The sequence below is a fragment of the Paenibacillus sp. TCA20 genome (genome assembly GCF_000732325.1).
In the GTDB taxonomy this organism is placed as follows: Bacteria; Bacillota; Bacilli; order Paenibacillales; family Paenibacillaceae; genus Paenibacillus; species Paenibacillus urinalis.
The window spans coordinates 337644-351119 of record NZ_BBIW01000004.1 but is presented as its reverse complement, the minus strand read 5'-3'; the positions used below and the strand labels follow the sequence as shown (position 1 = coordinate 351119).

The 13476-nt window shown below is 48.5% G+C and carries 11 protein-coding genes; 5 read left to right on the top strand and 6 right to left on the bottom strand.

Features of this window, described 5'->3' with window-relative positions:
- Nucleotides 1–150: 150 nt before the first annotated feature.
- Together TCA2_RS10425 and fetB are read left to right on the top strand one after the other, a co-directional pair.
- Entirely contained in the window at nt 151–915 is a 765-nt protein-coding gene (locus TCA2_RS10425; protein WP_047911528.1) for an ATP-binding cassette domain-containing protein, read from the top strand.
- Complete coding sequence (gene fetB / locus TCA2_RS10420) at nt 897–1646, top strand: iron export ABC transporter permease subunit FetB (protein ID WP_047911527.1); 750 nt, start codon at nt 897–899, stop codon at nt 1644–1646. The genes TCA2_RS10425 and fetB overlap by 19 nt, the downstream gene beginning before the upstream one ends.
- Before the next feature lie 148 nt (nt 1647–1794).
- On the opposite strand, the gene TCA2_RS10415 is transcribed toward fetB, so the two are convergent.
- The 4 genes from TCA2_RS10415 to TCA2_RS10400 all read right to left on the bottom strand — a co-directional run bounded on the left by TCA2_RS10415 (nt 1795) and on the right by TCA2_RS10400 (nt 7261).
- Entirely contained in the window at nt 1795–2838 is a 1044-nt protein-coding gene (locus TCA2_RS10415) for an LCP family protein (RefSeq protein WP_047911526.1), read from the bottom strand.
- 283 nt (nt 2839–3121) lie between these two features.
- Nucleotides 3122–5524, bottom strand: a complete 2403-nt coding sequence (locus TCA2_RS10410; protein ID WP_052511883.1) for a carbohydrate-binding domain-containing protein — start codon at nt 5522–5524, stop codon at nt 3122–3124.
- A 314-nt stretch (nt 5525–5838) separates the two neighbouring features.
- Complete coding sequence (locus TCA2_RS10405) at nt 5839–6525, bottom strand: DUF4956 domain-containing protein (RefSeq protein WP_047911525.1); 687 nt, start codon at nt 6523–6525, stop codon at nt 5839–5841.
- Nucleotides 6518–7261 (bottom strand): polyphosphate polymerase domain-containing protein, encoded by a 744-nt coding sequence (locus TCA2_RS10400; RefSeq protein ID WP_047911524.1) that lies wholly within the window; start codon nt 7259–7261, stop codon nt 6518–6520. The genes TCA2_RS10405 and TCA2_RS10400 overlap by 8 nt, the downstream gene beginning before the upstream one ends.
- A 295-nt stretch (nt 7262–7556) precedes the next feature.
- Here TCA2_RS10400 and TCA2_RS10395 point away from each other — a divergent pair, with 295 nt between their 5' ends.
- The 3 genes from TCA2_RS10395 (at nt 7557) to TCA2_RS10385 (ending at nt 9934) form a co-directional block, all read left to right on the top strand.
- Nucleotides 7557–8234 carry a response regulator transcription factor gene (locus TCA2_RS10395; RefSeq protein WP_047911523.1) on the top strand — a complete coding sequence of 226 codons (678 nt, stop codon included), beginning with the start codon at nt 7557–7559 and terminating at the stop codon, nt 8232–8234.
- Complete coding sequence (locus TCA2_RS10390) at nt 8234–9505, top strand: cell wall metabolism sensor histidine kinase WalK (protein WP_047911522.1); 1272 nt, start codon at nt 8234–8236, stop codon at nt 9503–9505. Before TCA2_RS10395 ends, TCA2_RS10390 begins: the two co-directional genes overlap by 1 nt.
- 153 nt (nt 9506–9658) lie before the next feature.
- Nucleotides 9659–9934 carry a WXG100 family type VII secretion target gene (locus TCA2_RS10385; protein WP_047911521.1) on the top strand — a complete coding sequence of 92 codons (276 nt, stop codon included), beginning with the start codon at nt 9659–9661 and terminating at the stop codon, nt 9932–9934.
- A gap of 61 nt (nt 9935–9995) precedes the next feature.
- Here the strand turns inward: TCA2_RS10385 and ascB are convergent, their stop codons facing one another.
- Together ascB and TCA2_RS10375 are read right to left on the bottom strand one after the other, a co-directional pair.
- Nucleotides 9996–11459, bottom strand: a complete 1464-nt coding sequence (gene ascB / locus TCA2_RS10380) for a 6-phospho-beta-glucosidase (protein WP_047911520.1) — start codon at nt 11457–11459, stop codon at nt 9996–9998.
- Between the two features lie 22 nt (nt 11460–11481).
- Complete coding sequence (locus TCA2_RS10375) at nt 11482–13431, bottom strand: beta-glucoside-specific PTS transporter subunit IIABC (RefSeq protein ID WP_047911519.1); 1950 nt, start codon at nt 13429–13431, stop codon at nt 11482–11484.
- Between the last annotated feature and the right edge of the window lie 45 nt (nt 13432–13476).

Below are 13476 nucleotides of genomic sequence, written 5' to 3'. Positions count from 1 at the left end.
TAATCTATATGAAACCAAGCGAATCCATTTCTAAAGCCATTTCTATGATATTGATTCAAGTGCTATATATATCGGAAAAAGCATCCTATCGTCTTAATGTATCTGCTAAAATTAATAGGTCAACGAACATCGGAGAGGAGTCTATGGGACATGTCTCATTTATTAAATTTACAGCGGTTAACCAAATATATGGGCACAACAACCAGAACGATGCTGTTCTCGGGCGTCGAAGCCCAGGTGGATCAAGGCGAACGCATCGCGGTCATCGGCGCTTCAGGACAAGGGAAGAGCACGCTGCTCCGAATACTGTCTTTACTGGATCGTCCAGACGAAGGGGAAATGGAATGGAAGGGTGTTTCTTATCGAAGCTGCGATCCACGATGGTGGAGAATGAAGATCACTTATGTCGCACAGCATCCCGTGATGCTGCCCGGCAGTGTTGAGGATAACCTGAGGATGGTTCATTCCCTTCATAAAGTCCCCTACGACCAAGCTCTTGCACAGCGCTTACTGGAGCGAAGCGGCCTGTCTGCACTGGATGTACAAAAGCGGGCATCTGATCTGTCTGGCGGCGAGAAGCAGCGGATCGCACTCATCCGCTCGATGATGCTGCGTCCGGAGGCGTTGCTGCTGGATGAAGTCACGGCATCCCTGGACCCTTCAAATGCAGCTCTTGTGGAACAACTGCTGACGGAATGGAGTGATCAAGAAGGAACGACTTTGATCTGGGTGACACATGATTTGGAGCAGGCCCGCTCATTCAGCACGACAACCTGGTATATGGGCAGTCATACCCTGCTTGAACGTCAGCCGACAGAACTGTTCTTCTCTCGGCCAGACACAGAAGCCGCCCGCCGTTTCATCACCAAATCTGTGGATTCAGATAAGGAGGAGCCATGTCCTTCCTTGCTCTAAGCTTCACGATTGTATTTGTCATGGTGACGATGCTGATCTCCGTCTGGCAAAAGCTCGATTTGGAGAAGGATATAGCCATCGGAACCATACGATCAGCCATACAGCTGCTTGCTGTCGGCTACATCCTGCAGTTTATTTTCCATACCGAGCATCCCGCGCTGATTGTGCTCATCGTTACTTTTATGATCACGGTCGCTTCGTTGAATGCAGGCAAGCGGGGACAAGGCATTAGGGGCGTCCGCTGGAAGATCGCCCTGTCCATTCTAACAACAGAGCTGCTCATGATGGGACTGCTGCTCGGACTGAACATCATTGAGCCGACGCCAAGATACATTATTCCCATCAGCGGAATGACGATTGGCAATGCCATGGTCGTTTCCGGCCTGTTCCTTAATCATATGAAACGTGAAATGGAGACCTCCAAAGGCGAGATTGAAACCCTGCTTGCGCTTGGCGCTGCGCCCAAACGGGCGATTCAGGATGCACTTAAGCGTTCCGTTAAATCCAGCATGATTCCAACCATTGATGGCATGAAGACGGTGGGGATCGTCCAGCTCCCGGGAATGATGACAGGAATGATTATCGCAGGTGCAGATCCGATCGAGGCTGTCCGGTATCAGATCCTGATCGTATTTGCCTTCACAAGCTCAGCTGCAATCACCAGCATCTTGCTCAGCCAGCTCACTTATCGTGAATGGTTCACTTCATACATGCGTCTTCGCGAGCTGTAAGATCTGTGGTCTGCCCTGTGATTCGTTTATCATTCAATACCAAGCACCTCATTGTATTCATACAAAATAGCCCGCGGTGAGCCGCCGGCTTAGGACGGTCCAAGACTTTCCTGGACCGTTTTTCCATTTACACTAAATCCGTATCATTCTAATAAGTGACCTTCTCGCTCGATTCCTCTAGACTCATGTCGTTATCGTCTATCCTACTCTCAGGCACTTCCTCCATCTGAGCATCCGCTGGCTTCAGTACATCCTGTACGTAGCTCTGGAGCTCCTCCTCGTCTCTTACCGTAAGAACCGCTGCTCCGCCAATTCTCTCTTCCTTCAGCAGGCTCATCGGCGGAATCTGCTCGCTGCCATGGAGCGTGCTCTGGTATCCGAGCGAGGCCAGCTTCCAAATATCATTAAGAGACAAATTGGTATCTATATAAGGGTTGATCTCATTCAATATGGACGGAAGCTTGGCGATGGAGGAGGAAGTCAGCATTTTGTCTGCTATCGCCTTCAACAGCTCCCGTTGACGCTCCGTTCTGGCAAAATCGGACATGGCATCATGCCGGAATCTTACATACATGAGCGCCTTCTCTCCATCTAGATGCTGCATTCCTTGCTTCAGGTCGATATCATATTGATGATTATCCGCCTTGCTGACGTAATACAGATCCTTCTCTACTTCAAAATCCACTCCACCTAGAGCGTCCACGAGCTTGATGAAGCCCTGAAAATCAGTGTACACATAATATTGCACCGGAATGCCGAGCAGATCGCTCGCTGCCTGCATCGCAACATTCGGACCATGGGTGATAGCCGTATTAATTCGATTGTTGTTATAGCCTGGAATTTCAACATAAGTATCCCGCATGAGCGAGAACAGGGAGATCTTCTTCGCTTCGGGGTCAAGAGAGGCTACCAGCATGGCATCTGAGCGAGGAATCTCTCCCTCCTTCATGCCTCTGGCATCCACACCCATAATAAGAATATTGACGATCTCATCACCTTCCCATACGGGCGGCTCGATCGTCTGCTCCTGATCTATATGTTCTATATTATGAAATGGGGAGCTTTCTCCTTCCTTTTGCAAGCCTTGAAGCTCCTTCACGATAGAAGAGACATAGACTCCTCCGAGAGCAATGGCACCAACAACGATACAGAGGATAATCGTCAGCGTAAATCGCTTTGTTCTTCTGGTCATAGATTTGCTGTTCCTTTCACAACGGGGATAAGCTATTTTTGTTCAACTTACAAGATGAACAATTTCATCTTACCAAAGGATCAAATTGATTCTTACTTACTATATTGTAAGATCACGATCAAACCTTTCATTTAGCACTGCCTCTTCTCGAAGAAAAACAGCTTAACACCGCTGCATGACATAAGCCCAGGCAGCTCCATCATATCTGGAGCTGCCTGGGCTGTATATACTACCCGTATGCTATTAATAATCGTTCTTTTGGCTATCGCCTGTTTAAGATAATCTATCTTCTGCCGCCGCCAAATCCGCCGTTCACATTCCCTGTTGTTACGCCTGACTCATTCAGCCATGTGGTAGCTGTTTCCCCAAGCTCGAACGACACGACCTCGCTTCCGCCTTCGTAATTACCTGTCTTATACCATCCGCCTGTAACGTCTTCACTGGAGCTTCCTCCGGAATAGAGGGTGTAGGTCTTTCCTTTCTCCAGATCCGGTGAGCTAATGACGACGAACTGATAATCCTTGGACGGTTCAAAAGTCACGATGGTGTTGCCTTCACTGTCTTCTAAATGAACCAACGTTCCTGCAGCCTGTGTTTCAGGATAAGTCATCGCAATCGAGAGCTGAGTGGATTCATCAGATAATGCCTGTGCCATACCTGATGTGCCGGCTCCGATTAAGTAACCCCCACTCATGTCAAATGTGCTGCCATAATCCAGTGTGCCATTTCCGTTATTGGTTGGACCATTTACGATCACGGTACCATCCGTCATTGTAATGGAACCATTGGCGTCAATCCCATCACCGCCGGCATCGACGGTGAGAAGTCCGCCAGAGATGGTCAGCTTCGCATTCTGATTGCCTTCCATTCCACCGCCGAATCCACCGCCGCCAAAGCCGCCTTGCGGCGGAGTTCCGCTTGGCATCTCGCCATCAGCTGGAGGCTCCGGCATCTCACCATCCGCTGGCCGCTGCGGCATTTCGCCATTCGCAGGAGCATCCGGTCTTTCGCCCGCTGCAGGCGCTTGTTCACTTGTTGTACCCTGTTCTTCATCCGCTGCAGAGGAAGCTTCTGAAGTTCCGGATGCAGAAGCATCCGCTTCACCTGCGGTTGTTCCTGCTGCTTCGGATGTTTCTGTTGTTTCCGCAGCGGAGTCTGTGGTCTCGGTCGTCGTATCTGTACCGGACGCATTCACTCCATCATCGGAGGAGACTACATAAGTCTTACCGCCGGAGATCGAAATATCTGCTCCTTCCAGTCCTTCGTAGCTTGCGGTAATGTCCATTGTTCCGCCAGAGATGGATAGCAGAAGCTCCGCATGAACCGCATCATCACCCGAGGCAATACTGAACTCTCCACCTGTGATCGAAATATTCTGATTGCTGTGAACCGCATCATCGGCTGAATCCATCGTAAATGTTCCGCCATTGATGACCATATCCCCGCCTGCTTTGACCCCTTTTGCACTCGTTGATTCTTCCTCAGCGGCTGTTGTATCCTCTGCATTGTCAGCATCTGCAGTGGAGGCAGCTGTGTCCGTTGTTGTACTTGCCGGCGTGCTTGTTGCTGCTGCCGTGACCACCGTACTGGCCGTATTCGTGCTGGTTGTATTCGCTGTGCCTGCTGCTTCATCTGTATTGTTGCTTGCTTCATCTGATGGAGTCGCTGTATCCGAAGGCGCTGCAGGTGCAGACTCACGGTTCCATTCCCCTCGCATCATGCCGCCATTGCCATTCATTCTCCCTTGTCCCATCTCATTGCTCTCGGTCTTCACCTCAGCGTTCGCACTGCCGCCGCCAGTTACAAGGTTATACGTACCGCCATTAATCAGCAGTGATTTCTCCGATTGAATTCCGTCATTCTCCGCTTCTATCTTAAAAGTACCGCCAGCGATCGCGATGATCCCTTTGTCCTCATCTTCATCATTGGTCGATTTCATGCCGTCTCCACCGGCCTTGATCGTCACCGTACCGTTCTCGGCAGCCAGCCGGTCACGACCTACGATCCCGTCATCCTCGGCATCGATATCGATGGTGCCTTCTACTATTTTCAAGTCGTCCTTGCTCGTGATTCCATCTTTATAATTAGCGGTGATGGATAAGCTGCCTGTACCGTTGATGCTCAGATCATTTTTGGCAAATACAGCCGCACTCGGCTCATCACTTGCTTCGTCTTCATAAACATATGTTTTGCCATCCGTCACTTTATTTTCGGTTCCATCCTCCAGTGTAATGACGGTCTTTCCCGCACCTTTGCTGTAAATCGCCGCACTATCGCTGTCTGTAATATCGACACCGTTCAGAACCAAGTGCACCAGCTCTTCCTCTGCCGTATCCACGATGATCTGTCCATCACTGAGCGTTCCGCTGAGTACATAGGTACCCGGGCTCGTAATGGTCACAGATCCTTCGACAGTTTCTGCACCCGTACCGTTAATTTGAGCACTTGCTCCATCCAGCTCAATGGTTACAGCACTCTCTGCACTCCATTCGGTGTTACGGTCCTCCTCATCGAAGGTAATCATATCCTCCAGCTTCAAGCTCGCCAGCTCAGCTGTGGCCTCATTCGCGGTGCCTGCTTCAGATGTTCCTGTATCGTCGGTCGCTGACGCATCACTGCATGCTGTCATCAGAGCAGCGCATAAGAATACGACGCTAAGTCTGTTCGCTATGCTTGTCTTTTTCATTTTATTCATCCTTTCAGGGCGCTCGGAAATTGAGCTGTTCTTTATAGCCTTGCGTATTGGCTCGGATAAGAGATGGCTATCTCCTTTATCAGGACGCTCGCAATTTGACTGTCTCTCTCCGGTTGGCTCCGCCAAAAGTCGTTCGTCATTCAAATTCCTCGCTAGGATGAGAGTCACCAACTTTACTGAAATCCTCGCTGCTAAGCACGGAGATAAAGAACTAGCTTAATTCCTCGCTAAGTATTTTGGGCTCAAATTTCATTTCATTTGAAATTTGAGCTGATTATAAGGTCAATCACAGTGGAGTGGATACATTAATACTCTGACGTCGTCGGGCTCATCGTCAGGGAAAGATCCAGATTACCATTACGGCATCGGATTTCATCCAGGAATTCTTTTTGGTTGGTAAGCTGATTCATCGTCACGCCGTACACAAGCTCATACAAGCTTCCCAGCTCGGTTGTTCTGATCTTTTTCAGCTCATATTGCACGTTGTATTTCTGGAACACCTCGTCAAAGGCATCATCGTAGCTCAAATTCTCAGGAATCGTGATTTTAAGAGTTCTTTGCAATGTTTTTCTTGCACCAAAGTTAAATTTACTCAGGACGAACATCAGAATACACAGGATCAGGGTGAACAACACCGCATACCCGAAGGCTCCCACACCACAGGCAAGACCCGCTGCCATCGTAAACAGGACAAAAGCAATATCCTTCGGATCCCCAGGCGCACTTCGAAACCGGATGATGGAGAACGCTCCCGCCAAGCTAAACGCTCGTGCAATATTGCTGCCAATCAGCAGAATAATAATGGCCACAATGGCCGGTAAGATGACCATAGTCAAGGAAAAGCTCTGGGTATACCCGTTTGTGTTCGTCTTCATATAGGTAAGACTGATGATACCGCCTAACAAAATGGCGATGAGAATACTGAGCACCGTGCTCATAAATGTAAGTTCTGTCGTTGTGTCTGTAGCTGCGTTTAATAGGGAATCAAGCATAAAGCATACTCTCCTGTTTCTGTTTTTCGTTTTTGATCATTTTTTTGTATTCATTGCCGTATTTGGAGAAACTCGTTCGATACAGCTGATGCTCTGAGAGCAGGACCGACAGCCACATGGGCACTGTTTTTTCGGCCTTCACTTCCATGAGCCATTGGCCTTCATCCAGCAGCTGCTCGCCGTAATCTCCGTTTTCCAATTTCAAGTCATAGCGTCTTGTGCGAATATTGGTATCAAACGTAATTCGAAGATCGCGGCTGTCTTTGCAAAAGAGTGCTTTTCTGTCATAAGACAGGTACAGCTTAGGTGCCAAATCGTACATCCGCAGGAAATAGCTGATCTCGTTCACGACTTGGGCGTTCATGTAATCCTTCAGCTCCGGCGCCTGTCCGGTACGGACAAATTCGTATGCCTCATCCAGCTTGAGCGCGGTTCTCCGCTTGTTGACCAGGCCGAACACCTTCTTCTTGATCTCGAGATACACCTTTGCGTCCTTGCTCGGAACACCGTAGGCTCTGAGTCTGAGCTTCTCCTTATACTTGGGCTTCGCCAGGCTCGCTCTGATCAATGAATCATGTGCTGTGTCGAAGTACAGATTGCTTATGGAATAAAATTCATGCTGCTTGTTATATTCATCGGGTTCCATATATTCCATGAGATCAAGATACAGCCTCCGGTACGAGTTGCTGTCGAGCAGGTATTTGCTCTCATAGCGGTTAAATACCTCTATAGCCATGTGCTTCAGATCCTTTCTCTGTTGTGGTAGGTCTCATGTGGTGATGTATGTATCGTAAGCTCTCAACCTTTAATGAATCTTAAATGGATTTAACATTTCGAGAATCTTTTTTACACTGCGTTTACAATCCTGATCTCTAATTAAGAAGCTTCATATAATAGGCACTGATTATTGATCTGAAAGTTATCCATTCGTATGATGGTAGAATAAACAGCTTAAGGTTGGTTAAAGGTACTCCTGCTATACTAGACCTATTCTAAACCTACAGATAATCCATACAGAGGATGAAAAAGCGATGAGAATATTAATTGTGGAAGACGAGCTTCATCTTGCGGAGGCACTCTCCCAAATCTTAAAGAAACAAAACTATTCCGTAGATATGGTCCATGACGGCAGAAGCGGACTCGATTATGCTCTCAGCGGGATCTATGATCTGCTGCTGCTTGATATTATGATGCCGGAAATGGATGGGATCACTGTCCTGAAGGAAATTCGCAAGGAAGGCCTCTCCACTCCCGTCATTCTGCTGACGGCCAAAGGCGAGATCGATGACAAAATTACCGGGCTGGATTATGGTGCCGACGACTACGTCGCCAAGCCCTTCTCCTCTGGAGAACTGCTGGCCCGAATCAGAGCCGTGCTGCGGCGCAAAAGCGAGGTCATGCCAGAGGAAGGTCTGAAATTCGGGGATATGGAGCTCAATACTTCTACCCTGAAGCTTTCGGTTAACGGGAAGGAAATGAAGCTGAATCTGAAAGAAAATGAGCTATTGGAGCTGCTAATGGTAAGGAAGCAGTCGATTACCTCCAAGGAGCAGATTATTGAGAAGCTGTGGGGCTTTGATTCTGATGTCGAGCACAACAATGTAGAGGTATATATCTCTTTTTTGCGTAAGAAGCTGAACTTCCTGAATTCTGGCGTCCGCATCAGCACCGTTCGAGGCGTTGGGTATGTGTTAGAGGTGAATACCTGATGTTTACCAAGCTTAGAAACCGGTTCCTGATCTTGAATCTCGTCATCATCTCGATCATTATGCTGGTTGCTTTTACCTCGATATATACGATTACGTATCGGGATGTTCAGCGAAATATTCATATGGAGCTGAATAAAGTAACGGATTCCTACACCCGGGACTTTGATCTTCCGCACGGAGATCGTCCAGGTGCAGATCTGAATATGGGAGGACCGGACGATGGTGAGTTCGGATTCGAAGGATCACCGCCCAAACGTTCAATCTCCTTCATGCTGGAGACAGATTCCAGCCTCACCATTACAGGTCGTGAGACCACGCTTGAACTGGAGGAGACGTTCTATCCGCTTGCTCTGGATGCAGCCGTTGCGGAGAACAAAGCGAGTGGACAATTTGAACTGGATGGCAGTCACTGGACTTTTGAGATTCTTCAGACCAGCACAGGCTACATGCTAGTATTTCTCGATACCAGCTCACAACAGGTTATCCTGACGAATCTGATCTATACCTTCGCGATTGTTGCACTCGTGATGCTGATCGTCATCTTCTTTACGAGCCGCTTCTTTGCCAACCGGTCTATTACACCGATTCAGGAGGCCTTTGACAAGCAGAAGCAGTTCATCGCCGATGCCTCTCATGAGTTAAAGACACCACTGACCATTATCAATACCAATACGGATGTTCTGCTGGCTAACAGTGAGGATCAGATCCGAGATCAGGAGAAATGGCTCTATTATATCAAGTCCGAAACGGAGCGCATGACCAGACTGACCAATGATCTCCTATACCTGACGGAGATGGATGATTCTCGTGCGGGTACCCTGTATACGAAATTTGATATGAGCGAGGCGGTCGAAAATATTCTGTTAACGATGGAAGCCGTTATGTTCGAGAAGCAGGTTCACCTCAGCTATGAGATCGAACCCGGTCTTCAGGTAACCGGAGCGAGTGAACAGCTTAAGCAAGTGGTCATGATTCTGCTCGATAATGCCGTCAAATACACGAATGAGGGCGGCTCCGTTACTCTCACTCTAAAAAAACAGCAGCAAGAGGTCGTCTTATCCGTCACGAATACCGGTGAAGGTATTGCTCCAGAGCATTTGTCACGAATATTTGACCGCTTCTATCGAACAGATTCCGGGAGAGCTCGCAAGCAGGGTGGCTACGGACTGGGTCTCGCCATTGCGAAGTCGATTGTGGAGCAGCACAAGGGCAGGATTTATGCTAAGAGTACCGTAGGTGAATCGACCACATTTTATGTGCACCTATCCTAGCATTGCTGCTTAATATAGTGAATTAACATTTAACTTGCTTAACGTTTCATTGCGTAAGTGACCAATATCTTTCCTTGAGAAAATATTCCATATATAATGGGGTAAGATCAGTACAGTCGAACTTCATATGTGGAGACGAAGGAGGGAATACGTATGGATCAGCGGATCAACCTCTACCCAGAGGAGCTGCAGCAGATTTCGCGCCAGTTCACTCAGGCATCCCAGAATGGACAAACGGTGGTGCAGCAGCTGAACAAGATGATTCTTGAATCGGAGGGTCAGTGGGAAGGCGAGCGGCAGCGGGAATTTCTCCAGCGGATTCAGGAGAGTCTCACCTCCGTCCAATCCTACTTGAGTGGGTTGCAGGAGACAGGTACGCAGCTGCAGCAGACGGCAGTTCATTTTCAAAATGCGGACCAAAGCAGATAATACAGCAACACAACAAAGAAGCCGTGGACAAATACCAAGTCCACGGCTTCTTTTACTTACTTTAATCGAGATCCTCACCATTGGAAGCGATGACCTTCTGATACCAGCCGAAGCTTTTCTTCTTATATCGATCGAGTGTTCCCTTGCCATGATCATCCTGATCCACATAGATGAATCCATAACGTTTGGACATCTCGGAAGTGGAAGCACTGATGATATCAATGACACCCCAGCTTGTATAACCCATCAGATCTACGCCATCCATTACCGCTTCCTTCATCTGCTGAATGTGCTGGCGGAAATAATCAATCCGGTAGTCATCTTGGATGGAACCATCCGGTTCTACTGTATCTCTTGCTCCCAACCCATTCTCCACAACAAACAGAGGCAGCTGATAGCGATCATACATTTCCTTCAAGGCAACTCGTAGTCCAATCGGATCCAACTGCCACCCCCACTCTGTTCGTGGGAGATTCGGATTACGGATCGTACTGTACAGATTACCGCCGGTAACTCCGTACTCCTCCGGATTCACCGCAGAGACGAGCGAGGTGTAATAGCTGAACGATATGAAATCAACGGTGTGCTGCTTCAGCAGATCCAGATCACCCGGCTCCATATGAACAGATACCCCATGCTCTGCCCAATATCTCGCCATGTAAGGAGGATAGCTTCCTCTAACCTGTACATCGGTATGCAGTAGATTGAGCTGATTATCGATCTGTGTCTGAAGCACATCCTCAGGCTTGGACGTTGCCGGGTAATGAATCATGCGGGCAAGCATGCAGCCAATCTTGAACTCTGAATTGATCTCGCGGGCGAGCTTCGTTACTCTACTACTGGCTACAAATTGATGATGCAAAGCTTGGTACGAAGCCTGCATTGGATTCTCTACCCGGTCCTCTACAATGCCTCCGCCGGTGAACGGCTCGATAATCGTGGTGTTGATCTCGTTAAAGGTCAGCCAGTATTTGACCTTATCCTTGTATCGATTCATTACCGTATCCGCATACCTAACGAAATGGTCGATGACTTCACGTCCGGCCCAGCCCCCGTAATTAAGCACTAGGTTCATTGGCATTTCATAGTGAGACAGTGTGACCAACGGCTCGATGTTGTTTTTTCTCAGCTCATCAAACACCTCATCGTAGAATCGCAGACCTTCCTCGTTTGGCGTCAGGTCGTCTCCATTTGGAAAAATACGCGGCCAATTGATAGACAAACGGAATACTTTAAGTCCCAGCTCGGCAAATAAAGCAATATCTTCTTTGAAACGATGGTAAAAATCGATTCCGTAGCGCTTAGGGTAACCTTCCGCACTGCGATGTGCCATTGCCTTCTGTATGGAATCACTCGTTACATGCATCAATTCCTTGAGATTAACATAGTCCTTCTTATCGAAGTATGGGACCATGTCCGCTGTAGACAAGCCTTTGCCGCCTGCATCATAGGCACCTTCAGCTTGATTGGCCGCAATGGCACCTCCCCATAGAAAGTCTTTAGAAAAACCCTGTACATTCTGCATTTTGTATATCTCTCCTCTCAAATTACAGCCTAGCTGCTAACACAGCTTCCCCTGTTCTGATATCGCCAAGCTTCAAGGGTCTGATCTCTGTATAATCCGCCGTATTGGTGACAACCATCGCTGTTGTGATATCGTAGTTCTCTGCGATTTTATCCAGTTCAAAGGTAAGCAGCTCATCCCCCGCCTGCACCCGGTCGCCCGTTGCCACATGAGATTCAAAATATTGCCCCCGCAGCTTGACGGTATTAATACCGACATGAATTAAGAGCTCCATTCCGTTGTCACTGCGAACGACGATAGCATGCTTCGTCTTGAATACATTCATAACCGTGCCTGTAACCGGAGACGCTAGCTTGCCAATGGAAGGTACAAAGGCCACACCTTTACCCATCAGCTCTTCACCAAAGGTAGGATCATTAACTTCCGAGAGCGGAACCGCCTTCCCTGTCATTGGCGCAACGGCTGTTGCATCCTCAGTCGGTACCGGGGTCTCCGGCAGCTCGGATACGACTGCCGCTTCCTTCGCTACGGGTACAGATGTTGTTTCTGTTGTTTCAGTTGCTGCAACAGATGATGCTGAAGCTGTAACATCTGACTTTCCTGTTGTTTCTTGCTCTGCTTCTTCCTCACGTATTCCGAAGATGACTGTCATAATGACAGCAACGCCAAAAGCAAGAATCATCGCAATCAAGGAATACCAGAAGGTTTGACCTACCAGAGCTGGCAAGCCAGGCAAGCCCCCATTTCCGGCCAATACGTAAGCTTTTGCACCGAAGGCAAGTCCGAATCCGCCGCCCACGGCACTACCGATCATGGCCGCCGCAAAAGGCCGTTTATATTTCATGTTAATACCGTACATTGCCGGTTCTGTTACACCCATGAGTGCAGTGAAGCTGGTGGACAGAGCAACAGATTTCAGGTTCTTGTCCTTCGCTCGGATAAATACCCCAAGCGTCGCGCCCGCTTGCCCCATGTTGGAGATGTAAGTAAGCGGCAGGAACTTGTCAAAACCAAGCGTAGCGATGTTGCTCAGAATAACAGGCACAAGTGCATAGTGCATCCCTGTCATCGTAATAACCGCCATCGCTCCCCCAAGAACAATACCTGCAATCAGTCCGCCCTCATCAAGCAGCCAGTTGATTCCACCGGACAGCCCGCTTCCGATTACCGTCCCCAGTGGACCAATCGCGATGAGTGTGACTGGAACCATAATTAGCAGTGAAATGAGAGGTACTAAGAGCAGCTTTAATGCAGAAGGGATGATCTTGTCTACCCACTTTTCTACATAAGACAGAATCCAGACTGCTAGCAGCACGGGAATGACAGACGACGCATACGACACTGCCGTAACCGGAATGCCTAAGAAGGATACCGCTGCTTCGCCTGACAAGAGGGTGCCCATATCCGGATACATGAGCGCGGTACTAAGGGCTAGGGCAACAAACGGATTGCTGCCAAATTTCCGAGCCGCACTAGCTGCAATCAGCATAGGCAGGAAGTAGAATACCCCGTCACCGATCGCGGATAAGATCCGGTATGTATCGGTTCCGACGGAGATCCAGCCTAATGATGACAGCAGGGCCAGCAGCCCTTTGAGTAAACCCGCTGCCGTAATGGCAGGAAGCATAGGTGCGAAGACGCCTGCTATCGTTTCGAATATTTTCAGGATCACATTTTGCTTCTTATCCGGTTTTTTCGTTTGCTCGCTCTCTTTTGCTTGTGCAAGCTCTGGATACTCTTTCACCATGGCATCGAATACCTTCGGTACTTCGTTACCGATAATGACCTGGAATTGGTCTCCTGACACATTTGTGCCCATGACCTTCTCGATCTTTTTAAATGAATGGCTGTCGACCTTGTCATGATCTTTAAGCTCAAACCGTAAACGCGTAATGCAGTGATATACAGAATTGACGTTATCCACGCCGCCGACAGACTTGATAATCTCCTGCGCCGCTTTTTGATGACTCATCTTAGATTCCCCCTGATCTTTTTGCGCATAAAAAAATACCCGAAC

What these genes read in the sequence shown, in the direction of transcription:
- TCA2_RS10425 (WP_047911528.1), top strand. Translation starts at nt 151, where the DNA reads ATGTCTCATTTATTAAATTTACAGCGGTTAACCAAATATATGGGCACA.
- fetB (WP_047911527.1), top strand. Translation starts at nt 897, where the DNA reads ATGTCCTTCCTTGCTCTAAGCTTCACGATTGTATTTGTCATGGTGACG.
- TCA2_RS10415 (WP_047911526.1), bottom strand. Translation starts at nt 2,838, where the DNA reads ATGACCAGAAGAACAAAGCGATTTACGCTGACGATTATCCTCTGTATC.
- TCA2_RS10410 (WP_052511883.1), bottom strand. Translation starts at nt 5,524, where the DNA reads ATGAAAAAGACAAGCATAGCGAACAGACTTAGCGTCGTATTCTTATGC.
- TCA2_RS10405 (WP_047911525.1), bottom strand. Translation starts at nt 6,525, where the DNA reads ATGCTTGATTCCCTATTAAACGCAGCTACAGACACAACGACAGAACTT.
- TCA2_RS10400 (WP_047911524.1), bottom strand. Translation starts at nt 7,261, where the DNA reads ATGGCTATAGAGGTATTTAACCGCTATGAGAGCAAATACCTGCTCGAC.
- TCA2_RS10395 (WP_047911523.1), top strand. Translation starts at nt 7,557, where the DNA reads ATGAGAATATTAATTGTGGAAGACGAGCTTCATCTTGCGGAGGCACTC.
- TCA2_RS10390 (WP_047911522.1), top strand. Translation starts at nt 8,234, where the DNA reads ATGTTTACCAAGCTTAGAAACCGGTTCCTGATCTTGAATCTCGTCATC.
- TCA2_RS10385 (WP_047911521.1), top strand. Translation starts at nt 9,659, where the DNA reads ATGGATCAGCGGATCAACCTCTACCCAGAGGAGCTGCAGCAGATTTCG.
- ascB (WP_047911520.1), bottom strand. Translation starts at nt 11,459, where the DNA reads ATGCAGAATGTACAGGGTTTTTCTAAAGACTTTCTATGGGGAGGTGCC.
- TCA2_RS10375 (WP_047911519.1), bottom strand. Translation starts at nt 13,431, where the DNA reads ATGAGTCATCAAAAAGCGGCGCAGGAGATTATCAAGTCTGTCGGCGGC.